This window comes from uncultured Pseudomonas sp., assembly GCF_943846705.1.
Classification (GTDB): domain Bacteria; phylum Pseudomonadota; class Gammaproteobacteria; order Pseudomonadales; family Pseudomonadaceae; genus Aquipseudomonas.
On sequence record NZ_OX044366.1, the window covers coordinates 1394288 to 1420912 of the forward strand.

At 61.0% G+C, this 26625-nt stretch carries 26 protein-coding genes; 14 read left to right on the forward strand and 12 right to left on the reverse strand.

All coding sequences use genetic code 11. The features are described from left to right. The first annotated feature begins 53 nt into the window (after positions 1-53). The 9 genes from nuoG to Q0V31_RS06705 all read left to right on the forward strand — a co-directional run bounded on the left by nuoG (position 54) and on the right by Q0V31_RS06705 (position 11017). Entirely contained in the window at positions 54-2792 is a 2739-nt protein-coding gene (nuoG, locus tag Q0V31_RS06665; protein ID WP_298185935.1) for an NADH-quinone oxidoreductase subunit NuoG, read from the forward strand. Then, entirely contained in the window at positions 2789-3781 is a 993-nt protein-coding gene (gene nuoH, locus Q0V31_RS06670) for an NADH-quinone oxidoreductase subunit NuoH (RefSeq protein WP_298185937.1), read from the forward strand. Before nuoG ends, nuoH begins: the two co-directional genes overlap by 4 nt. 12 nt (positions 3782-3793) lie before the next feature. Continuing rightward, positions 3794-4342 carry an NADH-quinone oxidoreductase subunit NuoI gene (nuoI, locus tag Q0V31_RS06675; RefSeq protein WP_298185939.1) on the forward strand — a complete coding sequence of 183 codons (549 nt, stop codon included), beginning with the start codon at positions 3794-3796 and terminating at the stop codon, positions 4340-4342. 79 nt (positions 4343-4421) lie between these two features. Beyond that, entirely contained in the window at positions 4422-4931 is a 510-nt protein-coding gene (gene nuoJ / locus Q0V31_RS06680; RefSeq protein ID WP_298185941.1) for an NADH-quinone oxidoreductase subunit J, read from the forward strand. After that, positions 4928-5236, forward strand: coding sequence for an NADH-quinone oxidoreductase subunit NuoK (nuoK, locus tag Q0V31_RS06685; protein WP_090240724.1), 309 nt, complete (start codon positions 4928-4930; stop codon positions 5234-5236). The genes nuoJ and nuoK overlap by 4 nt, the downstream gene beginning before the upstream one ends. After that, positions 5233-7083 carry an NADH-quinone oxidoreductase subunit L gene (gene nuoL / locus Q0V31_RS06690; RefSeq protein WP_298185946.1) on the forward strand — a complete coding sequence of 617 codons (1851 nt, stop codon included), beginning with the start codon at positions 5233-5235 and terminating at the stop codon, positions 7081-7083. The genes nuoK and nuoL overlap by 4 nt, the downstream gene beginning before the upstream one ends. Positions 7084-7098: 15 nt before the next feature. Beyond that, positions 7099-8640: an NADH-quinone oxidoreductase subunit M gene (gene nuoM, locus Q0V31_RS06695; RefSeq protein ID WP_298185948.1), complete on the forward strand. Its 1542-nt coding sequence runs from the start codon at positions 7099-7101 to the stop codon at positions 8638-8640. Between the two features lie 23 nt (positions 8641-8663). Further along, positions 8664-10139: an NADH-quinone oxidoreductase subunit NuoN gene (gene nuoN / locus Q0V31_RS06700; RefSeq protein ID WP_298185951.1), complete on the forward strand. Its 1476-nt coding sequence runs from the start codon at positions 8664-8666 to the stop codon at positions 10137-10139. Positions 10140-10165: 26 nt separating this feature from the next. Next, a complete protein-coding gene (locus tag Q0V31_RS06705) occupies positions 10166-11017 on the forward strand; it encodes an SDR family oxidoreductase (RefSeq protein WP_298185953.1) in 852 nt (283 codons plus the stop codon). An 18-nt stretch (positions 11018-11035) separates the two neighbouring features. Here Q0V31_RS06705 and Q0V31_RS06710 read toward each other — a convergent pair whose 3' ends face one another. From Q0V31_RS06710 to Q0V31_RS06735, 6 genes are all read right to left on the reverse strand, one after another. Continuing rightward, positions 11036-11770 (reverse strand): hypothetical protein, encoded by a 735-nt coding sequence (locus tag Q0V31_RS06710; protein ID WP_298185955.1) that lies wholly within the window; start codon positions 11768-11770, stop codon positions 11036-11038. Positions 11771-11818: 48 nt separating this feature from the next. Continuing rightward, entirely contained in the window at positions 11819-12199 is a 381-nt protein-coding gene (locus Q0V31_RS06715; protein WP_298185958.1) for a RidA family protein, read from the reverse strand. Positions 12200-12342: 143 nt separating this feature from the next. Next, positions 12343-14451 carry a bifunctional GTP diphosphokinase/guanosine-3',5'-bis pyrophosphate 3'-pyrophosphohydrolase gene (gene spoT, locus Q0V31_RS06720; protein WP_298185960.1) on the reverse strand — a complete coding sequence of 703 codons (2109 nt, stop codon included), beginning with the start codon at positions 14449-14451 and terminating at the stop codon, positions 12343-12345. Positions 14452-14511: 60 nt separating this feature from the next. Beyond that, entirely contained in the window at positions 14512-14775 is a 264-nt protein-coding gene (gene rpoZ / locus Q0V31_RS06725; RefSeq protein ID WP_298185962.1) for a DNA-directed RNA polymerase subunit omega, read from the reverse strand. A 114-nt stretch (positions 14776-14889) separates the two neighbouring features. Further along, positions 14890-15510 carry a guanylate kinase gene (gene gmk, locus Q0V31_RS06730; RefSeq protein ID WP_298185967.1) on the reverse strand — a complete coding sequence of 207 codons (621 nt, stop codon included), beginning with the start codon at positions 15508-15510 and terminating at the stop codon, positions 14890-14892. 49 nt (positions 15511-15559) lie between these two features. After that, positions 15560-16423, reverse strand: coding sequence for a YicC/YloC family endoribonuclease (locus Q0V31_RS06735; RefSeq protein ID WP_298185969.1), 864 nt, complete (start codon positions 16421-16423; stop codon positions 15560-15562). A 140-nt stretch (positions 16424-16563) separates the two neighbouring features. Between Q0V31_RS06735 and rph the strand changes: the two genes are divergently transcribed. Then, positions 16564-17286, forward strand: a complete 723-nt coding sequence (rph, locus tag Q0V31_RS06740) for a ribonuclease PH (RefSeq protein WP_298185971.1) — start codon at positions 16564-16566, stop codon at positions 17284-17286. A gap of 40 nt (positions 17287-17326) precedes the next feature. Further along, the gene (locus tag Q0V31_RS06745) at positions 17327-17698 is read left to right on the forward strand and encodes a DUF4870 domain-containing protein (RefSeq protein WP_298185974.1); all 372 of its coding nucleotides are present in this window, start codon (positions 17327-17329) and stop codon (positions 17696-17698) included. A gap of 60 nt (positions 17699-17758) precedes the next feature. Here the strand turns inward: Q0V31_RS06745 and Q0V31_RS06750 are convergent, their stop codons facing one another. Further along, the gene (locus tag Q0V31_RS06750; RefSeq protein WP_298185977.1) at positions 17759-18538 is read right to left on the reverse strand and encodes an exodeoxyribonuclease III; all 780 of its coding nucleotides are present in this window, start codon (positions 18536-18538) and stop codon (positions 17759-17761) included. 92 nt (positions 18539-18630) lie between these two features. Between Q0V31_RS06750 and pyrE the strand changes: the two genes are divergently transcribed. Both pyrE and Q0V31_RS06760 read left to right on the forward strand, forming a co-directional pair. Next, the gene (gene pyrE / locus Q0V31_RS06755) at positions 18631-19272 is read left to right on the forward strand and encodes an orotate phosphoribosyltransferase (RefSeq protein WP_298185981.1); all 642 of its coding nucleotides are present in this window, start codon (positions 18631-18633) and stop codon (positions 19270-19272) included. Positions 19273-19293: 21 nt separating this feature from the next. Then, complete coding sequence (locus Q0V31_RS06760; protein WP_298185985.1) at positions 19294-19884, forward strand: DUF4124 domain-containing protein; 591 nt, start codon at positions 19294-19296, stop codon at positions 19882-19884. Here Q0V31_RS06760 and Q0V31_RS06765 read toward each other — a convergent pair. From Q0V31_RS06765 to coaBC, 5 genes are all read right to left on the reverse strand, one after another. After that, positions 19859-20335 carry a thioesterase family protein gene (locus Q0V31_RS06765; RefSeq protein WP_298185987.1) on the reverse strand — a complete coding sequence of 159 codons (477 nt, stop codon included), beginning with the start codon at positions 20333-20335 and terminating at the stop codon, positions 19859-19861. The two genes, Q0V31_RS06760 and Q0V31_RS06765, sit on opposite strands and share 26 nt — an antisense overlap. A gap of 131 nt (positions 20336-20466) precedes the next feature. After that, positions 20467-21372, reverse strand: a complete 906-nt coding sequence (argB, locus tag Q0V31_RS06770) for an acetylglutamate kinase (RefSeq protein WP_298185990.1) — start codon at positions 21370-21372, stop codon at positions 20467-20469. Positions 21373-21402: 30 nt separating this feature from the next. Further along, the gene (gene algC, locus Q0V31_RS06775; protein ID WP_298190940.1) at positions 21403-22797 is read right to left on the reverse strand and encodes a phosphomannomutase/phosphoglucomutase; all 1395 of its coding nucleotides are present in this window, start codon (positions 22795-22797) and stop codon (positions 21403-21405) included. 1253 nt (positions 22798-24050) lie between these two features. Continuing rightward, positions 24051-24506: a dUTP diphosphatase gene (gene dut, locus Q0V31_RS06780; protein WP_298185993.1), complete on the reverse strand. Its 456-nt coding sequence runs from the start codon at positions 24504-24506 to the stop codon at positions 24051-24053. Between the two features lie 29 nt (positions 24507-24535). Next, positions 24536-25744: a bifunctional phosphopantothenoylcysteine decarboxylase/phosphopantothenate--cysteine ligase CoaBC gene (coaBC, locus tag Q0V31_RS06785; protein WP_298185996.1), complete on the reverse strand. Its 1209-nt coding sequence runs from the start codon at positions 25742-25744 to the stop codon at positions 24536-24538. A gap of 203 nt (positions 25745-25947) precedes the next feature. Between coaBC and radC the strand changes: the two genes are divergently transcribed. After that, a complete protein-coding gene (gene radC / locus Q0V31_RS06790) occupies positions 25948-26622 on the forward strand; it encodes a DNA repair protein RadC (protein ID WP_298186000.1) in 675 nt (224 codons plus the stop codon). Positions 26623-26625 lie beyond the last annotated feature (3 nt).

Consider the following 26625-nt stretch of genomic DNA (forward strand, 5'->3'; position numbering starts at 1 on the left):
CCGTGATTCCATTAGCCAAGCCTGCTCACGCGGGTAAAGAAGACACTTGAACCATGGCCACTATCCACGTAGACGGCAACGATTTCGAAGTCGATGGGGCGGACAACCTGCTGCAGGCCTGCCTGTCCCTCGGTCTTGATATCCCTTACTTCTGCTGGCACCCGGCGCTCGGCAGCGTCGGCGCCTGCCGCCAGTGCGCGGTCAAGCAGTACAGCGATGAAAACGATACGCGCGGGCGCATCGTTATGTCCTGCATGACCCCGGCCACCGACAACACCTGGATCAGCATCGACGATGAAGAGTCCAAGGCCTTCCGCGCCAGCGTCGTCGAATGGTTGATGACCAACCACCCGCACGACTGCCCGGTGTGCGAGGAGGGTGGTCATTGCCACCTGCAAGACATGACCGTGATGACCGGCCACAACCAGCGCCGTTATCGCTTTACCAAGCGCACCCACCAGAACCAGCAGCTCGGCCCGTTTATCGCCCATGAGATGAACCGCTGCATCGCCTGCTACCGCTGCGTGCGTTACTACAAGGATTACGCCGGCGGTACCGACCTCGGCGTCTACGGCGCGCACGACAACGTCTACTTCGGCCGTGTCGAAGACGGCACGCTGGAAAGCGAGTTCTCCGGCAACCTGGTCGAGGTCTGCCCGACTGGGGTGTTCACCGACAAAACCCACTCCGAGCGCTACAACCGCAAGTGGGACATGCAGTTTGCCCCGAGCATCTGCCATGGCTGCGCCAGCGGCTGTAACACCAGCCCTGGCGAGCGCTACGGTGAGATTCGCCGTATCGAGAATCGCTTCAACGGCGATGTGAACCAGTATTTCCTCTGCGACCGTGGCCGCTTCGGTTATGGCTTCACCAACCGCGAAGACCGTCCGCGTCAGCCAGTGCTTGTAAATAAAGCGGGTGGCAGCGAAAAGCTGGGCATCGACGCCGCGCTGGATAAAGCCGCTGAGCTACTCAAAGGCAAGCGGCTGATCGGTATCGGCTCGCCACGCGCCAGCCTGGAAAGCAACTTTGCCCTGCGCGAGTTGGTCGGCGAGGCCAACTACTACAGCGGTATCGCGGCTTGTGAGCTGGCGAATATCCAGCTGATCCGCGACATCCTGCAAAACGGCCCGCTGCCGGTGCCGACTCTGCGCGAAGTGGAAAACCACGATGCGGTGTTTGTCCTCGGTGAAGACCTCACCCAGACCGCCGCACGCCTGGCCCTGGCCCTACGCCAGACGGTTAAAGGCAAGGCCACAGAAATCGCCGCCGCGGCGAAGATTCAAGAGTGGCACATGGCGGCGGTACAGAACGTCGCGCAGGATGCGCTGCACCCGCTGTTTATTGCCAGCGTCACCGCCACCCGCCTGGATGATATTGCCGAAGCCTGCGTGCATGCCGCGCCGGTTGATCTGGCCCGTATCGGCTTTGCCGTGGCCCACGCCATCGACGCCAGCGCGCCAGCCGTTAACGGCCTGGATGCCGACGTGGTCGAGCTGGTCGAGCTGATCGCCGAGGCGTTGCTGGAAGCCAAGCGTCCGCTGATCGTCTCCGGGGCCTCGTCGGGCAGCCGGGAGATCATCGAAGCCGCAGCCAACATCGCCAGCGCATTGAAAAACCGTGAGAAGAACGCCTCGATCAGCTTGGTGGTGCCGGAGGCCAACAGCATGGGCCTGGCCCTGCTGCTGGGCGAAAGCGCTGCCGACAGCTCGGTGGACGCCGCACTGCAGGCGCTCACAGCGGGTCAGGCTGATGCGCTGATCGTGCTGGAGAACGACCTGTATCGCCGCGCCGAGGCTGGCAAGGTCGATGCCGCACTGGCTGCCGCGCAGGTGGTGATCGTCGCCGATCATCAGCACACCGCCACCAGCGAAAAAGCCCATCTGCTGCTGCCCGTGGCCAGCTTCGCCGAAGGCGACGGCACCTTGGTCAGCTTTGAAGGCCGTGCCCAGCGCTTCTTTCAGGTGTTCGAGCCGAGCTACTACGACGCCAGTATTCTCATCCGTGAAGGCTGGCGCTGGCTGCATGCCTTGCACAGCACCTTGCTGGGTAAGCCGCTCGACTGGACGCAACTGGATGAAGTCACCACCGCCTGCGCGGCCAGCAACAGCCTGCTGGCGCGTATCGGCGAAGCCGCACCGAAGGCTTCGTTTCGCATCAAGGGCCTGAAGCTGGCCCGTGAGCCGCACCGTTACAGTGGCCGCACCGCGATGCGCGCCAATATCAGCGTGCATGAGCCGCGTCAGCCGCAGGATCAGGACTCAGCCTTTGCCTTCTCCATGGAAGGCTATTCCGGCAGTGTTGAGGCCCGTCAGCAGATTCCCTTCGCCTGGGCGCCAGGCTGGAACTCGCCACAAGCCTGGAACAAGTTTCAGGACGAAGTCGGCGGCCACCTGCGTGCCGGCGATCCTGGTGTGCGCTTGCTCACCGTCCAAGGCGTGGCGTTGCCCTGGTTCAACGTGCCCGCCGCGTTCAACCCAGCACCTGGCACGCTGGAAGTGGTCGCGCTGCATCACCTGTTTGGCAGTGAAGAAACCTCAGCCAAGGCTGCGCCGCTGCAGGAGCGGATGCCTGCGCCCTATGCGCTGCTGGCCAAGGCCGAAGCGGATCGCCTGGGCGTGAATGACGGCGCACTGCTCAGCCTGAGCGTGGCGGGGCAGACCCTGCGTCTGCCGCTGCAGGTCACCGAAGAGCTGGCCATTGGCGTGATTGGCCTGCCGCTTGGTTTGCCCGGTATTCCGGCGCAGGTTGCCGGTGTAGTGGTCAGCAATCTGCAGGAGGCCGCGCAATGAGTTGGCTGACGCCTGAGGTGCTGGACGTGCTGATTGCCGTGCTCAAGGCCATCGTGATTCTGCTGGTGGTGGTGGTCTGTGGTGCGCTGCTGAGCTTTGTCGAACGCCGTTTGCTCGGTTGGTGGCAGGACCGTTACGGCCCGAACCGGGTTGGGCCGTTCGGTATGTTTCAGATCGCTGCCGACATGATCAAAATGTTCTTCAAGGAAGACTGGACGCCACCGTTTGCCGACAAGTTCATCTTTATCCTCGCGCCGATGATCGCCTTCGCCGCCATGCTGATGGCCTTCGCGATCATCCCGATCACCCCGAGCTGGGGCGTGGCCGACCTGAACATCGGCATCCTGTTCTTCTTCGCCATGGCCGGGTTGTCGGTGTATGCGGTGCTGTTTGCCGGCTGGGCGAGTAACAACAAGTTCGCCCTGCTCGGCGCGCTGCGCGCTTCGGCGCAAACCGTGTCTTACGAGGTGTTTCTGGCCCTGGCGCTGATGGGCATCGTCGCCCAGGTGGGCTCGTTCAATATGCGCGATATCGTCGATTATCAGGCCGAGAACCTCTGGTTCATCATTCCGCAGTTCTTCGGCTTCTGTACCTTCTTTATTGCCGGCGTGGCGGTGACTCACCGTCACCCGTTCGATCAGCCGGAAGCCGAGCAGGAGCTGGCCGACGGTTATCACATCGAATATGCCGGGATGAAATGGGGCATGTTCTTCGTTGGCGAGTACATCGGCATCGTGACCATTTCGGCGCTGCTGGTAACCCTGTTCTTCGGCGGCTGGCATGGCCCGTTCGGCATCCTGCCACAGATTCCGTTCTTCTGGTTCGCCCTGAAGACCTGCTTCTTCATCATGATCTTCATCCTGCTGCGCGCCTCGATTCCACGGCCACGGTATGACCAGGTCATGGCCTTCAGCTGGAAGTTCTGTCTACCGCTGACCCTGATCAACCTGCTGGTGACCGGCGCTGTTGTGCTGGCGACGGCCCAGTAAGGAGACGTACACATGTTTAGCTATATCAAAGCCGTTGTGACCGGCACCTACACCCAGTTACGCAGCATGGTCATGGTGTTTAGTCACGGCTTCCGCAAGCGCGACACCTTGCAATACCCGGAAGAAGCGGTGTACCTGCCGCCGCGCTATCGCGGCCGTATCGTCTTGACTCGCGACCCCGATGGCGAAGAGCGCTGCGTGGCCTGCAACCTGTGCGCGGTGGCCTGTCCGGTGGGCTGTATCTCGTTGCAGAAGGCTGAAACCGAGGACGGCCGCTGGTACCCGGATTTCTTCCGCATCAACTTCTCACGCTGCATCTTCTGTGGCCTCTGTGAAGAAGCCTGCCCGACCACTGCGATCCAGCTCACCCCGGATTTCGAGATGGGCGAGTACAAGCGCCAGGACTTGGTCTACGAGAAAGAAGATTTGCTGATTTCCGGCCCAGGCAAGAACCCGGACTACAACTTCTACCGCGTCGCCGGTATGGCCATCGCCGGCAAGCCGAAAGGCGCCGCACAAAACGAGGCCGAGCCGATTAACGTCAAGGGGTTGTTGCCATGACCTGTTGCGCCTCGAATCAATACCTTCTCCCCCAGCCCCTCTCCCATAAGTGGGCGAGGGGCGTTATGAGGAGCCTCTAATGGCATTCGCTTTCTACCTCGCCGCCGGCGTTGCCGTGGCGGCCACATTCAGGGTGATTACCGCGAGCAATCCGGTGCATGCCTTGCTGTACCTGATTCTCTCGTTGCTGGCCGTGGCCATGACCTTCTTCGCCCTCGGTGCGCCTTTTGCCGGGGCGCTGGAGATCATCGTTTATGCCGGCGCGATCATGGTGCTGTTCGTGTTTGTGGTGATGATGCTCAACCTCGGCCCGCCTGCGGTGGAGCAAGAGCGGCAGTGGCTGACTCCGGGTATTTGGGTTGGCCCGGCGATTCTCTCGGCGTTGCTGCTGGGGCAGTTGCTCTATGTGCTGTTCCAGTCGCCGAGTGGTGGAGCTATCGGTTTGCAAACTATCGAGGCGAAAGCCGTTGGTATCGCTCTGTACGGGCCGTATCTGCTGGCGGTGGAGCTGGCCTCGATGCTGCTGCTGGCGGCATTGGTCGCGGCCTACCACCTCGGCCGCCACGATGCCAAGGAGCCCACCGTATGAATGCGATTCCCATGGAGCATGGCTTGGCTTTGGCCGGCGTGCTGTTCAGTCTTGGCCTGATTGGCCTGATGGTGCGACGCAATATCCTCTTCGTGCTGATGAGCCTGGAAGTGATGATGAATGCCACTGCCCTGGCCTTTGTTGTGGCCGGCAGCCGCTGGGCCCAGCCTGACGGCCAGGTGATGTTTATTCTGGTGATCACCCTGGCGGCGGCGGAAGCCAGTATTGGCTTGGCGATCCTGCTGCAGCTGTATCGCCGCTTCAACACCCTGGATGTCGACGCTGCCAGCGAGATGCGCGGATGAACCTTCTATTTTTGACGTGCCTGTTTCCGCTGCTGGGCTGGTTCCTGCTGGCCTTCTCCCGTGGGCGTTTCTCCGAAAACCTCTCGGCGCTGATTGGCGTCGGTTCGGTGGGTCTGTCTGCATTAACGTCGGCTTGGGTGATTGTGCAGTTCAACCTCAACCCGCCGGCAAACGGCGTATTCACCCAGGTGCTGTGGCAGTGGATGGATGTCGGCGGCTTCGCGCCGAGCTTCACCCTGTATCTGGATGGCTTGTCCGTGACCATGCTCGGCGTGGTGACTGGCGTCGGCTTTTTGATCCACCTGTTCGCCAGCTGGTACATGCGCGGAGAAGAGGGCTACTCGCGCTTTTTCGCCTACACCAACCTGTTTATCTTCAGCATGCTGCTGCTAGTACTCGGCGACAATCTGCTGATGCTGTACTTCGGCTGGGAAGGCGTGGGCCTGTGTTCCTACCTGCTGATCGGCTTTTACTTCAAGCACCCGGCCAACGGCAACGCGGCGCTCAAGGCGTTTATCGTCACCCGCGTCGGCGACGTATTTATGGCCATCGGCCTGTTTATCCTGTTCCTCCATCTGGGCACCCTGAATATTCAGGAGCTGATGGTCTTGGCCCCGCAGAAGTATGTGCAAGGTGACAGCTGGTTGTGGATCGCCACGCTGATGCTGCTCGGTGGCGCGGTGGGTAAATCCGCCCAGTTGCCGCTGCAGACCTGGCTGGCCGACGCGATGGCAGGCCCGACCCCGGTGTCGGCACTGATCCACGCGGCGACCATGGTCACCGCCGGCGTTTACCTGATTGCGCGCACCCACGGCCTGTTCCTGCTGACCCCGGACATCCTCGAGTTGGTCGGCATAGTCGGCGGCATCACCTTGGTGTTGGCCGGTTTTGCCGCGCTGGTGCAGACCGACATCAAGCGCATCCTCGCCTACTCGACCATGAGCCAGATCGGCTACATGTTCCTCGCCTTGGGCGTCGGGGCCTGGGATGCGGCGATCTTCCACCTGATGACCCATGCCTTCTTCAAAGCGCTGCTGTTCCTGGCTTCCGGTGCGGTGATCAATGCCTGCCACCACGAGCAAAACATCTTCAAGATGGGCGGGCTGTGGAAGAAGCTGCCATTGGCCTACGCCAGCTTTATCGTCGGCGGCGCGGCATTGGCGGCGTTGCCGCTGATCACCGCCGGCTTCTACTCCAAGGATGAAATCCTCTGGGAGGCCTTTGCCAGCGGTCATCAGTGGCTGCTCTATGCCGGCTTGATGGGCGCATTCCTGACCTCGCTCTACACCTTCCGCCTGATCTTTATCGCCTTCCACGGCGAGCAAAAAACCGAAGCGCATGCTGGCCACGGCGTCGCCCATTGGCTGCCGCTGGTGACCCTGATTGTGTTGTCGACCTTTATCGGTGCGCTGATCAGCCCACCGCTGGCTGGCGTGTTGCCGCAAAGCGTTGGGCATGCCGGTGGTGAGGCCAAACACAGCCTGGAAATCGCCTCTGGGGCCATCGCCATCATCGGCATCGTGCTCGCCGCGCTGCTGTTCCTCGGTAAGCGCCGCTTCGCTACGGCGCTGGCGCAGAGTGCGCCCGGGCGTTTCCTCTCGGCCTGGTGGTTCGCTGCCTGGGGCTTCGACTGGCTTTACGACAAGCTGTTTGTGCAGCCGTATTTGCTGCTTTGCCGGCTGCTCGGGCGTGACCCGATCGACCGCAGCATTGGTCTGATTCCGTTTCTTGTGCGTGGCGGCAACGCCTTGCTGGCCAGCAGCGAAACCGGCCAGGTGCGCTGGTACGCCACATCGATTGCCGGGGGTGCCGTACTGGTGCTCGCCGTCCTCCTGTTTCTGAATTAAGGAAAATAGCCCGTCATGATTCTGCCTTGGCTAATCCTGATCCCCTTTATCGGCGGCCTGCTGTGCTGGCTGTTCGAGCGCTTCGGCAATGTTCTGCCACGCTGGATTGCCTTATTAACCATGGGCCTGTTGTTTGCTCTAGGCCTGTGGCTGTGGGCCACGGGTGACTTCAGCCTGGCGCCTGCTCCTGGTAATGGGCCGGGCGCGGCGCCGCAGTGGGCGGCCGAGTTTCAGCTGCCGTGGATCGAGCGTTTCGGTATCAGCATTCACCTGGCGCTGGATGGCCTGTCGGTGCTGATGATCAGCCTCACCGGCCTGCTCGGCGTGCTCTCGGTATTGTGCTCGTGGAGCGAGATCCAGAAGCGTGTTGGCTTCTTTCACCTCAACCTGATGTGGATTCTCGGTGGCGTGGTCGGCGTGTTTCTCGCGGTCGACCTGTTCCTGTTCTTCTTCTTCTGGGAAATGATGCTGGTGCCGATGTACTTCCTCATCGCGCTCTGGGGTCATAGCGGCAGTGACGGCAAGACGCGTATTACCGCGGCCACCAAGTTCTTTATCTTCACCCAGGCCAGCGGCCTGATCATGTTGCTGGCGATTCTCGGCCTGGTGTTTGTGCACTTCGAGCAGACCGGCGTGCTGACGTTTAACTACGCCGACCTGCTGCAAACCAAGATGAGCGCCGGCACCGAATACATCCTGATGCTCGGTTTCTTTATCGCCTTTGCGGTGAAGTTCCCGGTGGTGCCGTTCCACTCCTGGCTGCCGGATGCCCACGCCCAGGCGCCGACGGCCGGTTCGGTGGACCTGGCCGGCATCCTGCTGAAAACCGCGGCGTATGGCCTGCTGCGCTTTGCCCTGCCGCTATTCCCCAATGCCTCGGCGGAGTTTGCCCCGATCGCCCAGTGGCTCGGGGTGTTCGCCATCATTTATGGCGCGCTGCTGTCGTTCGCGCAGACCGACATCAAGCGCCTGGTGGCCTACTCCAGCGTGTCGCACATGGGCTTTGTGCTGATCGCGATTTATTCCGCCAGCGAGATCGCCCTGCAGGGCGCGGTGGTGCAGATGCTCGCCCACGGCTTGTCGGCGGCGGCGCTGTTTATCCTCTGCGGCCAGCTGTATGAGCGCCTGCACACCCGCGACATGCGCGAAATGGGCGGTATCTGGGCGCGTATGCCTTGGCTACCGGCGCTCAGCCTGTTCTTCGCCGCGGCGGCGCTGGGTCTGCCGGGCACAGGCAACTTTGTTGGTGAGTTTCTGATTCTGCTCGGCAGCTTCCAGGGCGCACCGTGGGTCACCGTGGTGGCCGCCACCGGCCTGGTGTTTGGCTCGGTGTACGCGCTGATCATGATTCACCGTGCCTACTTCGGCCCGGCCAAGGCGGATAGCGCATTGCCTGGTTTGCAGCTACGCGAGTTGAGTATGGTGCTTGGCCTCGCCGTGCTGCTGATCCTGCTGGGGGTTTACCCGCAACCGGTGCTCGATACCTCCGCTGCCAGCATGCAAGGCGTGCAGCAGTGGCTGGGTAACGCCCTCAATCAACCTGTTCTGGCCCGGTGAGCGGCTTAATGGAAAGCCATGCTATGCAACTGACGACTCAACATTTCATCGCGCTGCTGCCGTTGCTGATCACCAGCGCCACCGTGGTGCTGGTGATGCTGGCCATCGCCTGGAAGCGCCACCACACCCTGACCTTTGGCCTGTCGGTGCTGGGCCTCAACCTGGCGCTGCTGTCGCTGCTGCCGGCGCTTGAAGTCACGCCCATTCAGGTCACGCCGCTGTTGCTGGTGGATAAGTTCGCCTGCTATTACATGGCGCTGGTGCTGGCCGCGACCCTGGCCTGCGTCACCCTGACCCATGCCTATTTGGGCGGTGAGTCCGGTAAGGGCTATCCGGGCAACCGTGAAGAGCTGTACCTGCTGATGCTGCTCTCTGCTGCCGGTGGCCTGGTGCTGGTCAGCGCGCAGCATCTGGCCGGGCTGTTTATCGGCCTGGAGCTGCTGTCGGTGCCGACCTACGGCATGATCGCCTACGCCTTCTTCAACAAACGCTCGCTGGAAGCCGGCATCAAGTACATGGTGTTGTCGGCCGCAGGCAGCGCGTTTTTGCTGTTTGGCATGGCGCTGCTGTATGCCGAATCGGGCAGCCTGACTTTCGCCGGTATCGGTGCCCAGTTGGCCGCCGATGGTCTGCCGAGCATGCTCGCGCAGTTAGGCGTGGGCATGATGCTGATCGGCCTGGCCTTCAAGCTATCGTTGGTGCCGTTCCATCTGTGGACGCCGGATGTCTACGAAGGCGCGCCAGCGCCGGTGGCAGCGTTTCTCGCCACGGCCAGCAAGGTGGCGGTATTTGCCGTGCTGCTGCGCCTGTATCAGATGTCGCCGGCGATGGCGGGCGGCTGGTTGAATGAGCTGCTGACGCTGATCGCCATTGCCTCGATCATCTTCGGCAACCTGCTGGCGCTGTTGCAGAACAACCTCAAGCGCCTGCTCGGTTATTCCTCCATCGCCCACTTCGGCTACCTGCTAGTGGCGCTGATCGCCAGCAAAGGCCTGGCCGTGGAAGCGGTGGGTGTGTACCTGGCGACCTATGTGCTGACCAGTCTCGGCGCCTTCGGCGTGATCACCCTGATGTCCACGCCCTACAGTGGCCGCGATGCGGATGCCTTGTTTGAATACCGTGGCTTGTTCTGGCGCCGTCCCTACCTGACGGCCGTGCTCACGGTGATGATGCTGTCGCTGGCGGGTATTCCGCTCACGGCTGGTTTTATCGGCAAGTTCTACGTGGTCGCCGCTGGCGTGCAGTCGCAGCAGTGGTGGCTGCTCGCTGCGCTGGTGATCGGCAGCGCCATTGGCGTGTTTTATTACCTGCGGGTGATGGTCACCCTGTTTATGGCCGAGCCCAACATGCATCGCCACGATGCACCGTTTGACTGGGCGCAGCGCGCCGGCGGCATCATGTTGCTGGTGGTGGCCGTGCTAGCCTTCTTCCTTGGGGTGTACCCGCAACCGCTGCTGGAGTTGGTGCAGCAGGCCGGGCTGGTGGCATTGGTACCGTAATGAATGATCAGGGAGCTGGCGAGTCGATGCGTAAAACACTCTTGATTGCTGGCTGTGGTGATGTCGGTAGCCGTCTGGGCCAGCAGCTGAACACGGCGGGCTGGACTGTGTATGGCCTGCGCCGCTCGGTGGCGTTGCTGCCTGAAGGCATTCGCCCGGTTGCCGGTGATCTGCATGCAGACGCCTGCCCAGCTGCCTGGCCGAGCGAACCGCTGGATTACCTGGTGTATTGCGCTGCGGCTACCGAGCGCGATGAGGCGGGCTATCGCGCCGCTTATGTTGACGGTTTGCGCCGGGTCCTCGACTGGTTGGCGCAACACGGCCAGCGGCCCAAGCGCCTGCTGTTTGTTTCCAGTAGCGGCGTATACGGTCAGTTGCAGGGCGAATGGGTCGATGAAAGCTCGCCGGCTGAAGCCGAGAGCTATTCCGGGCGAATCATGCGTGAAGCTGAGCAAGTGGCCTTGCACAGCGGGCTGCCGGCCAGCGTGATACGCCTTACCGGGCTTTATGGGCCGGGCCGCGAATGGCTGCTCAAGCAGGTACGCCAGGGTTATCGGGTGGTTAGCGAGCCGCCGCTGTATGCCAATCGCATTCATGTTGATGATGCGGCTGGGCTATTGGCCTATCTACTGCAGGCCGATGCCCGTGGGGTGGCGCTGGATGACTGCTATATCGGCGTTGATGATCAGCCGGCACCGCTGCACGAGGTGGTGGCCTGGTTGCGCGAGCAGTTGGCTGTCGAGCACTGGTCCGAGACCGCCACTGTGCGCCGCGCCGGCAGCAAGCGTTGCAGCAACGCTCGCGCCAAAGCCCTAGGCTGGCAGCCGCGGTACCCGAGTTATCGCGAAGGCTATTGGGAGATTCTGCAGCAGTTGTAGGCTGTTACTCAGCGTGGTTTAGCGTTTGACTAGCAACCAGCGTTGCTGGCCTTTGTAGTAGTCGGGCATTTCATCGATCTGGGCGCGATTGAGTGCAGTGAAAACCCGCAGCTGATCGCCTTCACGCTCAAACAGCCAGCTGTGCCCTTGCTCACCCTGTTGCAGCCAGAGGCTGTCGGATTCGCCGCTCATGGCCGCGCAGTCGCCTGCCAGGCACAGCGCATAGCGTTCGGCGCCGGGTAGGCCTTGCACGCCGCCGTCGGCCTGAAATATCACCAGACCACCTTTACCCAAACCCTCCTCGATCAGCCAGCTGCCGCCGAGGTAGGCGCTGTACAAGGCGTGTACGAAGCTGCTGCCGGGTGGCGCAAGTGGCTTGGGGGTTGCTGGGGCACGGACAAAGTGTTGCTCGGGCCAGGTAGCGCTTTGCGCCTGAACCAGTTCGCGCTCGTTAAGACTCAGGGACTCTTGATCGTCAGCGTAGAAGTGCACGTTTAGGTGACCATCGGCCTGGCGTACGAAGGTGCCTTCGCCGCGCTCGAAGCCGTTGCTGAAACTGGCCTGCTGGCGTGGGCTATCAATCTGCCATTCCAGATTAGGGCCATAGGCGAGCAGGGCCTCACGTAGGCTGCCCCCTTCGACAGCAGCATCAATGGCGGCTTGGTTGATCCAGGTACCGTTAGGGTCTTGCGGCGTGCTGGCACAGCCATTGAGTAGCGCGCTGAATAACAGGGCAGCAAACAGGCAACGCATGGCGCGTCCTCGAGAGGAAAGGGCGGGGCAGCGGCCCCGCCGAGGGACTTATTCGAGTACCAGAATCGCGTCCATTTCCACCTGCGAACCACGCGGCAGAGCGGCAACGCCGATGGCGGCGCGAGCTGGGTAAGGCTGCTCGAAGTAACGGCCCATGACTTCATTGACCGTGGCGAAGTGCGACAGGTCAGTCAGGAAGATGTTCAGTTTGACGATGTCCTTGAACGAGCCGCCAGCCGCTTCAGCGACGGACTTGAGGTTCTCGAACACCTGCACGGTCTGGGCTTCGAAGCCTTCCACCAGTTCCATGGTTTTTGGATCCAGCGGAATCTGCCCGGACATGTAGACGGTATTGCCTGCCTTGATTGCCTGGGAGTAAGTGCCGATAGCGGCCGGGGCCTTGTCGCTGGTGATAACGCTCTTGCTCATGGGAACTCCTGCAAAGTTGATGTGGAAGAACACTGCAGCGCGCATTGGCGCACTGCCAGTTAGATTGCCTAGGTTGGGTGAAAGCCACAGCTGCTGTCAAAATACAGCTGGCGGCTGATTGCTGCGGTTAGCCCAGCGGCGGGTCAGCCGCGGGCGCGGGTGATGCGGATGACCCCAATCAGGCCGCGCAGCTTCTTGATCACGCGGGCCAGGTGCACACGGTCGTGCACGCTGACTACCAACTGAACCACGCTGATGCGGCCGTCGCGCTCGTCCATGCTGATTTTCTCGATATTGCCATCGGCGGCATTGACGCTGCCGGCCAGCAGGGCAATCAGGCCGCGCTGGTGCTCCAGTTCGACGCGCAATTCGACATTGAATTCGCCGGTGACATCCTTGGCCCAGGACAGCTGGATGCATTTTTCTGGATTGTGGCGGATCTCGCCGATGTTCTTGCAGCTGTCCAGGTGCACCACCATGCCTTTGCCGGCAGACAGATGGCCGACAATCGGATCGCCCGGAATCGGCGTGCAACACTTGGCATAGCTCAACACCAGGCCCTCGGTGCCGCGAATGGCCAGCGGGCCTTCGCTGCTTGGCAGGGCTTCGCCGCTGTCGCTGAGCAGGCGGCGCGCCACCACATAGGCCATGCGGTTGCCCAGGCCGATGTCTTCGAGCAGGTCTTCGAGCACATCCTGATGGTATTCGGCGAGTACGGCCTGCACGCGTTCCGGCGCGAGCCTCTCGATGTGGCTGTTGAAGCTGGCGAGGACCTTGTTCAACAGGCGTTCGCCTAGGCTGATGGACTCTGAACGGCGCTGCAGTTTCAGCGCATGGCGAATATGCGTGCGGGCCTTGCCCGTGACCACGAAGTTCAACCAGGCCGGGTTTGGCCGAGCGCCCGGTGCGCTGACAATTTCCACTGTCGAGCCGCTTTCCAGGGCTTGCGACAGCGGTGCCAGGCGGCGGTTGATGCGGCAGGCAATGCAGGTATTGCCGACGTCGGTGTGCACCGCGTAGGCGAAGTCGACCGCCGTGGAGCCTTTCGGCAGCTCCATGATGCGCCCCTTGGGCGTGAACACGTAGACCTCGTCCGGGAACAGGTCGATCTTCACGCTCTCAATAAACTCCAGCGAGTTGCCGGCGCGCTGCTGCATTTCCAGCACGCCTTTGACCCATTGCCGCGCGCGGGCGTGGCTGCCCTTGGGCAGGTCTTCCTCGTTGGATTTGTACAGCGAGTGCGCGGCGATGCCGTTGTTGGCCAGCTCTTCCATCTCGCGGGTACGGATCTGGATCTCGATCGGTACGCCGTGCATGCCGAACAGCGTGGTGTGCAGCGACTGGTAGCCGTTGGCCTTGGGTATCGCGATGTAGTCCTTGAAGCGGCCGGGCAGGGGCTTGTACAGGTTGTGCACGGCACCGAGTACGCGGTAACAGGTGTCGACCTTGTCAACGACAATGCGGAAGGCGTAAACGTCCATGATTTCGTTGAACGCCCGGCGCTTGCCGCGCATTTTCTGGTAGATGCCGTAGAGGTGCTTCTCGCGGCCCGACACCTCGCCTTCCATGCCTTCGCGAGCCAGGCAATGGAGGATCGATTCTTCGATCTTGTTGACGATTTCCTTGCGGTTGCCCCGAGCGCGCTTGACCGCTGCGCGGATACGCTCGGAGCGCATCGGGTGCATGGCTTTAAAGCCCAGGTCTTCGAACTCGACGCGCATGCTGTGCATGCCCAGGCGGTTGGCAATTGGCGCGTAGATTTCCAGGGTTTCTTTGGCGATGCGCCGGCGCTTTTCGCCGGACAGCACCTCCAGGGTGCGCATGTTGTGCAGACGATCGGCCAGCTTGACCAGGATCACGCGGATATCGCGGGCCATGGCCATGGCCATCTTCTGGAAGTTTTCCGCCTGCGCCTCGGCCTTGGTTTCGAAGTTCATCTGGGTCAGTTTGCTGACCCCGTCGACCAACTCGGCCACGGATTCGCCAAACTGGGTGTCCAGTGCTTCCTTGGCGATGCCGGTGTCTTCGATCACGTCATGCAGCATCGCAGCCATCAGGCTCTGATGGTCCATGTGCATGTCTGCCAGGATCCACGCCACAGCCAGAGGGTGGGTGACGTAGGCTTCGCCGCTGCGGCGGCGTTGGCCGTCGTGGGCTTGTTCGGCGTAGAAGTAGGCGCGACGGACCAAGTTAACCTGGTCGTCGTCGAGGTAGGTCGAAAGTCTGCCGGCGAGGACGTCTATGCTCGGCATGGGTATTCCCCTTGCCGATTCAGATGACCCTGCGCCTGACGACGTCGACCCGGCATAGGCTTACAGAGGCTCGTTAGCCTCTTCCTCGAATGCGGCAAACAGCGGCTCTTCCTCAACGATTTCCTCTTGGGCGATGACGTCATAGCTCATCAGGCCCGCGGCGATTTCACGCAGCGCGACCACGGTTGGCTTGTCGTTTTCCCAAGCCAGCATCGGCTCTTTGCCACCGGTAGCCAGTTGGCGTGAGCGCTTGGTAGCGAGCATGACCAGCTCGAAGCGGTTATCAACGTGATCCAGGCAATCTTCGACGGTAACGCGAGCCATGGTGTTCCTCGTAGCAAATGCGTAATAGAGCTGGGCCCAAATGGGCGAGCGGACTGAATAGTCTAAAAAATCACCAGCATTAAGGGAAGCATTGATTTAGCGCTGCACGATAAGTCAGACCAGTAACTCGCTCAGCAGGCCGCTGTGGCGTTGCTGTTGCGGGCTTTGCAGCAGCCGGTTGGCGCGGAAAATAGCCTTTAGGTCGCTCAGTGCGTGGGCGAAGTCATCGTTGATCAGCAAGTAGTCATATTCGACGTAGTGGCTCATCTCACTGACGGCTTCACGCATGCGCTGCTCGATGATCTCGCCGCTGTCCTGGCCACGATTGGTCAGGCGATGGCGCAGGGCTTCTTGGGTTGGCGGCAGAATAAAGATCGATTTGGCCTCTGGCATCAAGCGGCGTACCTGTTGCGCGCCTTGCCAGTCGATCTCCAAGATCAGGTCGAAGCCGTCGCGCAGGGTTTGTTTAACCCATTCCTGTGAGGTGCCGTAGAGGTTGCCGAAGACTTCCGCGTGCTCAAGGAACTCGGTTTTGTCGAGCATGGCGTGAAACTGCTCGCGGCTGGCGAAGTGGTAGTTCACGCCGTCCACTTCACCCGGGCGCATGGCGCGCGTGGTGTGCGAGACGGACACGCGAATCTGCGCTTCGCTGTCGATCAGCGCCTTGACCAGACTGGTCTTGCCCGCGCCGGAGGGGGCAGAAATGATGTACAGGGTACCGGTGGTTATGCTCATGGATCAGTCCTGGGACGCGTTGTTCGAAGAGTAGCAGTGGCGGTTTGGCTTACTCGATGTTCTGCACTTGTTCGCGCATCTGTTCAATCAGCACTTTCAAGTTGACGGCGGCCTGGGTGCTGCGTGTGTCGAAGGCCTTGGAACCGAGGGTGTTGGCTTCGCGGTTGAGCTCCTGCATGAGGAAATCCAGGCGTCGGCCCGCTTGGCCACCGGTTTTCAGCACGCGGCGCACTTCGCTGACATGGGTGACCAGGCGATCGAGCTCTTCGGCGACATCGCTTTTCTGCGCGAGCATCACCAGCTCTTGCTCCAGGCGCTGCGGGTCGAGGTCGGCCTGCATTTCGGCGCAACGGTCGAGAATCTTCTGCCGTTGGGCGGCCAGCATCTGCGGTACCAGTTCGCGCAGCGCAACGACTTCGCCAGCAATGCTGTCCAAGCGCTCGTTGAGTAGCTTGGCCAGTTCGGCACCTTCACGTAAGCGGCCTTTTTTCAGCTCGTCCAGCGCTTCGGTGAACAATGTCAGTGCGGTTTTATTGAGCGCTTGCGGGTCGGCGGCATCAGCGACCAGCACGCCGGGCCAGCCCAATACCTCCAGCGGGTTAAGCGCGGCGGGCTGTTTGATCAGGCTGGCGACGCTTTCGGCGGCGGTGACCAGCTGCGCGGCGCGCTCTAGATCGACCTGCAAGGCTTTGCCGGCATTGTCATCGCTAAAGCGCAGGGTGCATTCGACTTTGCCGCGCGACAAGCCATTGCGCAGGGCTTCGCGCACTGCGCCTTCGAGGTCGCGGAAGGCTTCGGGCAGGCGCAGGTGAGGTTCCAGGTAGCGATGGTTGACCGAGCGCAGCTCCCAGCTCAGGGTGCCGTTGGCACTCGCCTGTTCGGCGCGGGCGAAGGCAGTCATGCTATGGATCATGGGGCGAACCTCGCGAAAAGTCGTAACGAAAGGCGCGGGATTGTAGCGCAGTGCGTCGGCCGCTCCCAATTCGGCATGCCAGCACAGGCTTACGGCCCTATAATGGCCGGCAGATTTTTATTCAGAGTAGGTATTCCTAGATGAAACGTCCCAGTGGCCGCACCGCCGATCAGTTGCGCTCGATTCGTATCACCCGCAACTACACCAAGCATGCCGAGGGGTCGGTTCTTGTGGAGTTTGGCGATACCAAAGTGATTTGTACGGTGAGTGTCGAGTCGGGCGTTCCGCGCTTCCTGAAAGGCCAGGGGCAGGGCTGGCTGACCGCCGAGTACGGCATGCTGCCGCGTGCCACCGGTGACCGTAACCAGCGTGAAGCCAGCCGTGGTAAGCAGGGTGGCCGCACCCTGGAAATTCAGCGCTTGATCGGTCGTTCGCTGCGCGCTGCGCTGGATATGTCGAAGCTGGGCGAGAACACCCTGTATGTTGACTGCGACGTGATCCAGGCCGATGGCGGCACCCGTACTGCATCGATTACCGGTGCTATGGTGGCCGTGATTGATGCGCTGAAAGTGATCAAGAAACGTGGCGGTCTGAAAGGTGGCGACCCGCTCAAGCAGATGATTGCCGCTGTGTCGGTCGGTATGTACCAGGGCGAGCCAGTGCTGGACTTGGATTATCTGGAAGACTCTGCCGCTGAAACTGACCTCAACGTGGTGATGACCAGCAGCGGCGGTTTCATCGAAGTGCAGGGTACTGCCGAAGGCGCGCCGTTCCAGCCGGCTGAGTTGAATGCCATGCTGGCGTTGGCGCAGAAAGGTATGAGTGAGCTGTTCGCGCTGCAACAGGCGGCGTTGGCGGACTGATTGAGCGGTATTGCAAGTCGCTAACCCAAGGAGAGGCATGATGAACGACGAGACTCAAGCGCCACAGCCGGTTCCCGGCCCGGAAGCCCGCCAGTGGGCAATGTTGTGCCACTTCGCGGCCTTTCTCGGGCTGGTGATTCCCTTTGGCAATCTGCTTGGGCCGTTGATCGTCTGGCAGATCAAGAAGGACCTTGATCCGTTCGTTGATGCCCAGGGCAAGGAGGCGCTGAACTTTCAGATCAGCGTGGCCTTGGCGGCGATGCTGTGTTTCTTGCTGATGGTGGTGGTCGTGGGCTTCCCGCTGCTGGTGCTGGTCAGCATTGCGGCGCTGGTGTTGACCATTATTGCTGGAATCAAGGCCAATGAAGGCCAGGCGTATCGCTATCCCTTTGCCTGGCGCTTGGTCAAATAAGCGTTTGCCAGATGCAAAAAAGCCGACGCATGCGTCGGCTTTTTTCTGCCTGTTGTCAGGCTATACGCTGAGCATCCAGTCGTAATCGACAATCAGTGGCGCGTGCTGTGAGAAGCGCGGCTGGTGCGGCAAGCGGGCGCTGCGAATACTGCGGCGCAGGCCGGGGGTGAGCAACTGATAGTCGAAACGGTAGCCCAGGTTGAGCAGTTCAGCCTGCTCGCTGTCTGGCCACCAGCTGAACTGATCGCCCTCACGGCTGACTTCACGCAGCGCATCGACATAGCCCATGCTGCCAATCACTTCATCCATCCACGCCCGTTCAGGGGCGAGGAAGCCCGGTGATTGCTGACAGTCGCGCCAGTTCTTCACGTCGAGCTTCTGATGCGCCACATAGAGCGAGCCACAATAGATGTACTCGCGGCGCTTACGGCGCTGCTTGTCCAAGTAATGGGTGAAATCGTCCATGAACTTGAATTTCTGATTCAAGCTCTCGTCACCCTGCTGCCCGGAAGGCATCAGCAGGGTGGCAATACTTACTTTGTCAAAATCAGCCTGCAGGTAGCGCCCGTAGCGGTCGGCCATTTCAAAGCCGAGGCCGCTGATTACCGCCTTGGGTTGCAACCGCGAATACAGCGCCACACCACCTTGGTTTGGTACTTCTGCATCGCAGGCATAAAGGAAATAGCCATCCAGTTGGAAGGCTTGGTCGTCCAGTTCAAAGGCGGAGGCGCGGGTGTCCTGCAGGCAGATGACGTCGGCATTCTGTGCTTGCAGCCAACTGAGCAAACCGCGCTCGACTGCCGCATGAATACCATTCACGTTCACACTGATGATCCGCATAAATGGCCCCAAAAATCACGTGCGTGTATGATACCCGAGCTCGTCTCTAATAAGTAACTTCCTAGTAAAACCGTGCCGTTCGGGACTTTTTCATGCAAGCGTACCAGCGCGATTTCATCCGTTTTGCCATCGAGCGTGGGGTTCTACGTTTTGGTCAGTTCACCCTGAAATCCGGGCGTATCAGTCCTTATTTCTTCAATGCCGGCTTGTTTGACAGCGGTTTGGCGCTGGCGCAGCTGGGGCGCTTCTATGCCGCCGCAGTGGTCGACAGCGGCATCGACTTCGATGTGTTGTTCGGCCCAGCCTATAAAGGTATTCCATTGGCGGCCACTACGGCAGTGGCGCTGGCTGAGCATCATCAGCGCGATATGCCCTGGTGTTTTAACCGCAAGGAGGCCAAGGATCACGGCGAAGGCGGCACCTTGGTCGGCGCGCCACTGGCTGGCCGCGTACTCATCATCGACGACGTGATCACTGCAGGTACCGCGATACGTGAGGTGATGCAGATCATCCAGGCGCAGAGCGCGCAGGCCGCTGGCGTGCTGATTGCTTTGAATCGTCAGGAGCGCGGTAAAGGTGAGCTTTCGGCGATTCAGGAAGTTGAGCGTGACTACGCGATGCCGGTAGTGAGTATTGTGTCACTCGAACAGGTACTGGAATATCTGGCAGAGGATGCTGAACTCAAGCAGTATCTTCCGGCTGTACAAGCCTATCGTGCCGAGTACGGCATCTAACCTGCTGATAAGGTGCTGCGTGTGCATAAGTCTGCCCTGACCCGCTGTTCGCTGTTGCTTGGCCTACTGTTGCCGGTTGTGGCAGGTGCAACCGAGTTGTACCGCTATGTCGATGATCGGGGAACCACCGTATTAAGCCGCCAGGGCGTGCCGCCTGAGCACATCGGCAAGGGTTATGAGGTGCTGAACGATCAGGGCCGGGTGATTAAAGTAATCCCGCCGGCCCCTACCGCTGAAGAAATGAAGCACATCCTGGCGGAGAAGGCGCGCGCCAGCTCTGATGCGCAATTGTTGCGCTTTTACAGCACCCCGGAAGACGTGGAGCGCGCGCGCCAGCGCAAGCTGGCCGAGCTGGATGGCCTGATTGGTGTGGCGCGCGGCAATTTGCAGTCGGTGCGCACTCAGCAGGCCAACCTGCAAAGCCAGGCAGCCAACCATGAGCGCGCAGGGCGTGCAGTGCCAGCACATTTACTGGCGCAAATCGACAGTCAAAAAATCGAGCAGGAACGCCTCAAAAGCGACATCTTGCGCTATCAGGCTGCGCGCAAGGCGGCGGACAGCAGCTTTAATGCCGACCGTGATCGGCTCAAGGTTCTGCTGGGGCGCCATTGATCGCTGATAGTTGCGGCGCGTAGCGCTCGAAGGCCAGCAGCCTTTCTCTCAGCCATGCCGGTAGCGGGCTGCTACTACGGGTTGCGCTATCTGCGTGGACGTAAATCACTTCACCGCTGGTCAGCACCTGCTCCCCACGCCAGATGCCCATGGCAAAACTCAAGCTCGATCGACCCAGGCGAGAGACGCGAATGCCGATCTGCAGCTCATCGTCGAAGCGTGCGGGGGCTAGGTACTCCAGTACGGTCTTGATCGCGAAGAAGTCATTGCCGTCACGGCCCAGGTCATCTGGGTAGCGCATGCCCAGCGCGCGAAAATATTCGGTGATGGCGACATCGGCATAGGTCAGGTAGTGACCGTTGAACACGATGCTTTGCGGGTCGACCTCTGCCCAGCGCACACGCAGCGTGTGGAAAAAGCTGAAGGCTTCTCGGGAAGGTATGGGTGGCATGTGGTAGACCTCGGCTGGCAGTGCTTAGTCGCTGAGCTTCGGTGTTGATAGCGCTTGCTGCAAGGGATGCAGCAAGCTATCAGGCGGGTGAATCAGCCACGATCAGTGAGCATGGCTGGCTCTGCTAGGCCTTAGGGCTGTTCGCGGTTGCAGATGAGGGTGCCCACGCCGCTGTCAGTGAAGATTTCCAGCAGCACCGCATTGGGTACACGGCCATCGATGATGTGCGCGCTGGTGACGCCGCCTTGTACCGCTTCCAAGGCGCAACGGATTTTCGGCAGCATGCCGCCGTAGATGGTGCCGTCGGCGATCAGGCCATCCACCTGCGCGGTGGTCAGGCCGGTGAGCACATCGCCTTGCTTGTCCATCAGGCCGGCGATATTGGTCAGCAGCATCAGTTTCTCAGCTTGCAGTGCTTCGGCGACTTTGCCGGCGACCAAGTCGGCATTGATGTTGTAGGACTCGCCGTTCGCGCCAACGCCGATTGGTGCGATGACCGGAATGAAGTCGCCCTTGACCAGCATGTTGAGCAGGTCGGTATTGATCCCGGTGACTTCACCGACATGGCCGATATCGATGATTTCCGGTTGGGTCATTTCCGGCGTTTGTCGGCTGACCTTGAGCTTCTTGGCGCGGATCAGCTGGGCATCCTTACCGGTCAGGCCGATGGCGCTGCCGCCATGCTGGTTGATCAGGTTGACGATGCTTTTGTTGACCTGGCCGCCGAGGACCATTTCTACCACATCCATGGTCGCGGTGTCGGTCACGCGCATGCCGTCGACGAAATGACTCTCGATCGACAGGCGCTTGAGCAGGTCGCCAATTTGCGGGCCGCCGCCGTGCACCACCACCGGGTTGATGCCCACGGCCTTCATCAGCACGATGTCACGGGCGAAGCCTTGCTTGAGCTCTTCGCTTTCCATGGCGTTGCCGCCGTATTTGATCACCAGGGTTTTGCCCACGAAGCGGCGGATATAGGGCAATGCTTCGGAGAGTACTTTGGCGACGTTGGTGGCGGCATCTAGTTCGAGAGTCATGCAGGGCTCCAGTAGAAATTGACTAATCAATCAGAACGGCAAGTCGAGGTCAGGCGCGGCGCTGTATAGCTGCGCACGGAAGACTTCCTTGATGCGTTCGAGTTCCTCTTCGGTTTCCGCCTCAAAGCGCAATACCAGCACTGGCGTGGTATTGGAGGCGCGCACCAGGCCCCAGCCTTTGGGGTAGTCGACGCGCACGCCATCGAGGTTGGTGATATTGCCTTCGCCCCATACACCATCGCGCTGCAGCTGTTCGATGATGCTGAACTTGCTCTGCTCGGTGACCTGGATGTTGATTTCCGGGGTCGAGATGTCGTTGGGGAAGGCGCTGAACACATGCTCGGCGTCGCGGCGATCCTGGCTGAGGATTTCCAGCAGGCGGGCGGCGGCATAGATGCCGTCGTCAAAGCCGAACCAGCGCTCCTTGAAGAAAATATGCCCACTCATTTCGCCGGCCAGCAACGCGCCGGTTTCTTTCATTTTCTTCTTGATCAGCGAGTGACCGGTTTTCCACATCACCGGGCGGCCGCCGTAGCCGCTGATCAGCGGGGTCAGGCGGCGCGTGCATTTGACGTCGAAGATAATATCGGCACCCGGGTTGCGCGACACCACGTCCTTGGCGAACAGCATCAACAGGCGATCTGGGTAGACGATGGTGCCGGTATTGGTCACCACGCCGACGCGATCACCGTCGCCGTCGAAGGCCAGGCCGATATCGGCGTTTTCGCTTTTCACTTTGGCGATCAGGTCGACCAGGTTCTCCGGTTTGCCGGGATCTGGATGGTGATTGGGGAAATTGCCATCGACTTCACAGTACAGCGGGATCACCGAGCAGCCCAGGGCTTCGATCAGCTGCGGAGCGATCACCCCGGCTACGCCGTTGCCGCAGTCGACCACCACGCGCATGGGTTTGGCCATGGCGATGTCATCGCGAATCTGGTTGAAGTAGTTCGCCAGCACATCGATTTGTTCAACTGTGCCGACGCCGCTGATCAGGTCGTTGTTATCGATACGCGCTTTCAGCGCCTGAATCTGCTCATTGGCCAGGGTGTCGCCGGCGATGACAATTTTGAAACCGTTGTAGTCGCTCGGATTATGGCTACCGGTGAGCATCACTGCGGATTTGCCGGTGAGGATATGTCCGGCGTAATACACCACGGGCGTCGGCACCATGCCGACATCGCTGACGGTACAGCCGCAATCAAGCAGGCCCTGGATCAGCTGCTGCGCCAGCTCTGGGCCGGACAGGCGCCCGTCGCGCCCGACGGCTATGTTCGGTTCGCCCTGAGCGATGCTCTGTGAGCCGATGGCGCGGCCAATCCAGTAGGCGGTTTCGGCATTCAGGGTGCGGCCGACGATGCCGCGAATATCGTAGGCGCGGAAGATATCCGCCGGTAGCGTAGGGGCTTTTGTCTGTATGGGCATAGGTGTTGGCTCATCGAGGCCGAACAGGTCCTGGTCTTCGTCGAGAATATCGATATCGAGAATGTCAGTGTCCTGAAACCGGGGGTCGAGCATGGCGCTTGCCGGCGCTTGCCGGGGGGCGTTGCGTTCCGGGTTGGCGGCAGCGGTATTGGACGCCGGTGGCGTAGTCTGCTCGCTGGCGCGGCGTGGCATGCGTGCCAGGCTCTGCGCAAGTATATCTAAGGCGGGCAGGCTCAGGCTGAAGGCTTTGACGGTCTTGCCCGCAGCCAGCGTTTTAAGCATCTGGCTCAGTTGTTCTACGTCGTTACGCAGGCGGCGTTGCAGGCTGCTCTGCTGCAGATAAAGCCCGACAATCGCGCCGGCCAGGGCCAGCAGTCCGGCGATGGCCAGCAGCACTGGCGAAAATACCGGGCTGGTCAACGAGGGGCCAGGGGTGAAGCTGATCGTCCAGTTGGGGTTGCCGGTGCTGAATGTCTGCGCGGTACCTTGAGCCTGGCCGCGTTGCGCTAATACTTGGGCGGCGGTGTTGTTGAACTGCTGAATCAGTTGGATTTGGCCAATTTCTGCCGGCATCAGCGGCAGGCTGGCGAGCAAGCGCTCTAGGTCTACGGCCAGGAGCAGGGTGCCATGCAGCGGCTCACCGTCGCTCAGGCGCAACGGCGCAGCGCTGTAAACCAGCCAGCGCTGGCCCACTTTGTAGGCTTCAGGTGGCGGGGTTTGGCCGTTTTCGACGCGGCGCAGCATGTCCAAAGCGGCAAAATTCATCGGTGCGCTGCGGCCCATGTCCTGCACAGCCTGGTTGCGCGCGTTGAGGTGAGCGTCGACCACGCCGTGCCAGTACGTGAGGTTGCGCTCGGCGGCGCGCACCTGGTCGATATCCTGGCTTTGCAGGGCTTGCAGCAGTTGTGGGTTGCGTGCGGCGGCCTGAGTGTCGGCACTCAGTTGCAGCAGGGCTTTCTGCAGCACGGTCGCCTGGCCGCCGCCCCAGGCCTGGCTGAGCTGCTGCAGTTGCTGTTGATAGGCGCTGTTGAGCGGGCCGAACCACAACAGTGCGCCGGCCAGGATGATGCCGATAAAAGCCGCCAGCATGCCCGGCAGCAAGGCGTTTAAGCGCTTTTCAGCGGCTTTCCGTTTGTCGGGCGCGCTGATTAATTGGGCGCTAGGGCTAAGCGCGCCTGCATCCTTGGCCGTGCGCGTGAAGAGTTTCATGCCGCGTCTCCTCGGTCATTCATCCTGGAATTAGCTTGGGGCAATCATTGGCTACCGGAGTGGCCGAAGCCGCCGGCGCCGCGTTGGCTCTCATCGAACTGCTCGACCAGCTCGAAGTGCGCCTGCACCACCGGAACCAGAATCAGTTGAGCGATACGTTCACCAATGGTGATAGTGAAGGCGCTCTGGCCACGGTTCCAGCAGGACACCATCAACTCGCCCTGGTAGTCCGAGTCGATCAGGCCGACCAGGTTGCCAAGCACAATGCCATGTTTATGGCCAAGGCCCGAGCGCGGCAGGATCATCGCGGCCAGGCCAGGGTCGCCAATATAGATCGACAGGCCGGTGGGAATCAGCACGGTTTGCCCAGGTTCGAGTACCAGCTCCTGCTTGAGCATGGCGCGCAGGTCGAGGCCCGCAGAGCCAGGCGTGGCGTAGTGCGGCAGGGGGAATTCGTTGCCCAGGCGGGGGTCGAGAATTTTGGCTTGTAAGGCGTGCATATCAGGCTCTGTGGTCGGTGAGTGGGGCGTCAGCTGCGGGCCAGGCGTTCGGCGATAAAGCTCACCAGTTGGCGGGCGATCTTGCTTTTGCTGGTCTGGGCGAAACTGCTCTGTTGTAACTCACGGTCGATGATGGTGATGGCGTTTTCTTCGCTATTGAAGCCGATGTTCGGGTTGGCCACGTCGTTGGCGACGATCAGGTCGAGGTTCTTGTCCTTGAGTTTGCGCGAGGCGTACTCCAGCAGGTTCTCGGTTTCGGCGGCGAAGCCAACGCTGAACGGGCGATCAGCGCGCGTGGCCAGAGTGGCGAGAATATCCGGGTTACGCACCATTTGCAGGAGTAACCCGTCGCCACTGCTGGGGTCTTTCTTCAATTTGTGCTGGGCGACCACTTCCGGGCGGTAATCGGCCACTGCCGCAGCGGCAATGAGCAGGTCGCAGGGCATCGCGGCTTCGCAGGCGGCGAGCATGTCGCGGGCGCTGGTGACGTTGATGCGGGTGACGCGCTCAGGCGTGGGCAGGTGCACCGGGCCGCTGATCAGGGTGACTTTAGCCCCGGCTTCGGCCGCTGCTTCGGCGAGGGCGAAACCCATTTTGCCGGAGCTGTGGTTGGTGATATAGCGCACGGGGTCGATGTTTTCCTGGGTCGGCCCGGCGGTAATCAACACATGCTTGCCGGTCAGCGCTTGATTCTGGAAGCAGTCGGCGGCGCATTGCACCAGCTGCTCGGCCTCCAGCATGCGACCCAGGCCGACATCGCCACAGGCTTGGCTGCCAGCGGCGGGGCCAAACAGGTGCAGGCCGCGGGCGCTCAGCAGCGCCGCATTGGCTTGGGTCGCCGGGTCGCGCCACATGCCCTGGTTCATCGCCGGAGCCAGGGCCACCGGCGCATCGGTGGCCAGCACCAGAGTGGTCAGCAGGTCATCGGCCACGCCCTGGGCCAGGCGTGCCATCAGGTCGGCGGTGGCTGGTGCGATCAAGACCAGATCGGCCCAGCGTGCGAGCTCGATATGGCCCATGGCCGCTTCTGCTTCAGGGTCGAGCAGGTCGAGGTGCACCGGATGCCCGGACAAGGCTTGCAGGGTCAGCGGGGTGATGAATTCCCGACCACCTTTGGTCATGACCACCCGTACATCGGCGTCCTGGTCCTTGAGTCGGCGAATCAGCTCAGCACTTTTATACGCGGCAATACCGCCGCCCACGCCAACAATGATGCGTTTCCGATACAGCCGCTGCATAGGCCTGCCTTATATGAAAATGGCTTTTGTCAAAGAGGGTTAGAACGCCGCGCCGACACCTCCCCAGGCCAGGCGCTGCGCAAAAGTTGGGCTACGATAGCACAGAGCCTGCAGTCGAGTAGTGCTGCCAAACGCTTGCCAGGCTTGGCTTTGCGGCACGTAGGTGAGGCAGTTTGCCGCGTCTGATAACACAAGGAGGTGTGATGAGTATTCGTGACTGGCCTGCGGCCGAGCGCCCGCGGGAGAAGCTCTTGGCCCAGGGCGCTAGCACCCTGACTGATGCGGAATTGCTGGCGATTTTCTTGCGTACGGGGGTGGCCGGGCAAAGCGCGGTGGACCTGGCGCGCCATCTGCTCGGCGACTTTGGCAGCTTGCGCGCGCTGTTGCAGGCGGATTTACCTTCGTTCAGCCAGCGCCTGGGTCTGGGGCCGGCCAAATTTGCCCAGTTACAGGCCGTGCTGGAGATGGCCCGGCGTCATCTTGCCGAGCAATTGCGCCGCGATTCGGCGCTGGAGAGTCCGCAGGCGGTGCGCGATTACCTCAAGGCGTTATTACGCCATGAGCCCCATGAGGTATTCGGCTGCCTGTTTCTTGATGCCAAGCACCGTGTGCTGGCGTTCGAGGCGCTGTTTCATGGCTCCATCGACAGTGCCAGCGTTTATCCCCGCCAGGTGGTTAAACGTGCGCTTGCACATAATGCTGCGGCGTTGATTCTGACCCATAACCACCCGTCCGGGGTTGCCGAACCCAGTCAGGCGGATCGCGTACTGACGCGCCGCCTGAAAGAGGCGCTGGAGTTGGTGGATGTGCGCGTACTCGACCACTTTATCGTCGGCGACGGCGAGCCGCTGTCGATGGCCGAGTACGGTTGGCTCTAGGTT

Coding starts and splice junctions, on each gene's coding strand:
- nuoG (WP_298185935.1), top strand. CDS start 54: ATGGCCACTATCCACGTAGACGGCAACGATTTCGAAGTCGATGGGGCG.
- nuoH (WP_298185937.1), top strand. CDS start 2,789: ATGAGTTGGCTGACGCCTGAGGTGCTGGACGTGCTGATTGCCGTGCTC.
- nuoI (WP_298185939.1), top strand. CDS start 3,794: ATGTTTAGCTATATCAAAGCCGTTGTGACCGGCACCTACACCCAGTTA.
- nuoJ (WP_298185941.1), top strand. CDS start 4,422: ATGGCATTCGCTTTCTACCTCGCCGCCGGCGTTGCCGTGGCGGCCACA.
- nuoK (WP_090240724.1), top strand. CDS start 4,928: ATGAATGCGATTCCCATGGAGCATGGCTTGGCTTTGGCCGGCGTGCTG.
- nuoL (WP_298185946.1), top strand. CDS start 5,233: ATGAACCTTCTATTTTTGACGTGCCTGTTTCCGCTGCTGGGCTGGTTC.
- nuoM (WP_298185948.1), top strand. CDS start 7,099: ATGATTCTGCCTTGGCTAATCCTGATCCCCTTTATCGGCGGCCTGCTG.
- nuoN (WP_298185951.1), top strand. CDS start 8,664: ATGCAACTGACGACTCAACATTTCATCGCGCTGCTGCCGTTGCTGATC.
- Q0V31_RS06705 (WP_298185953.1), top strand. CDS start 10,166: ATGCGTAAAACACTCTTGATTGCTGGCTGTGGTGATGTCGGTAGCCGT.
- Q0V31_RS06710 (WP_298185955.1), bottom strand. CDS start 11,770: ATGCGTTGCCTGTTTGCTGCCCTGTTATTCAGCGCGCTACTCAATGGC.
- Q0V31_RS06715 (WP_298185958.1), bottom strand. CDS start 12,199: ATGAGCAAGAGCGTTATCACCAGCGACAAGGCCCCGGCCGCTATCGGC.
- spoT (WP_298185960.1), bottom strand. CDS start 14,451: ATGCCGAGCATAGACGTCCTCGCCGGCAGACTTTCGACCTACCTCGAC.
- rpoZ (WP_298185962.1), bottom strand. CDS start 14,775: ATGGCTCGCGTTACCGTCGAAGATTGCCTGGATCACGTTGATAACCGC.
- gmk (WP_298185967.1), bottom strand. CDS start 15,510: ATGAGCATAACCACCGGTACCCTGTACATCATTTCTGCCCCCTCCGGC.
- Q0V31_RS06735 (WP_298185969.1), bottom strand. CDS start 16,423: ATGATCCATAGCATGACTGCCTTCGCCCGCGCCGAACAGGCGAGTGCC.
- rph (WP_298185971.1), top strand. CDS start 16,564: ATGAAACGTCCCAGTGGCCGCACCGCCGATCAGTTGCGCTCGATTCGT.
- Q0V31_RS06745 (WP_298185974.1), top strand. CDS start 17,327: ATGAACGACGAGACTCAAGCGCCACAGCCGGTTCCCGGCCCGGAAGCC.
- Q0V31_RS06750 (WP_298185977.1), bottom strand. CDS start 18,538: ATGCGGATCATCAGTGTGAACGTGAATGGTATTCATGCGGCAGTCGAG.
- pyrE (WP_298185981.1), top strand. CDS start 18,631: ATGCAAGCGTACCAGCGCGATTTCATCCGTTTTGCCATCGAGCGTGGG.
- Q0V31_RS06765 (WP_298185987.1), bottom strand. CDS start 20,335: ATGCCACCCATACCTTCCCGAGAAGCCTTCAGCTTTTTCCACACGCTG.
- argB (WP_298185990.1), bottom strand. CDS start 21,372: ATGACTCTCGAACTAGATGCCGCCACCAACGTCGCCAAAGTACTCTCC.
- algC (WP_298190940.1), bottom strand. CDS start 22,797: ATGCCCATACAGACAAAAGCCCCTACGCTACCGGCGGATATCTTCCGC.
- dut (WP_298185993.1), bottom strand. CDS start 24,506: ATGCACGCCTTACAAGCCAAAATTCTCGACCCCCGCCTGGGCAACGAA.
- coaBC (WP_298185996.1), bottom strand. CDS start 25,744: ATGCAGCGGCTGTATCGGAAACGCATCATTGTTGGCGTGGGCGGCGGT.
- radC (WP_298186000.1), top strand. CDS start 25,948: ATGAGTATTCGTGACTGGCCTGCGGCCGAGCGCCCGCGGGAGAAGCTC.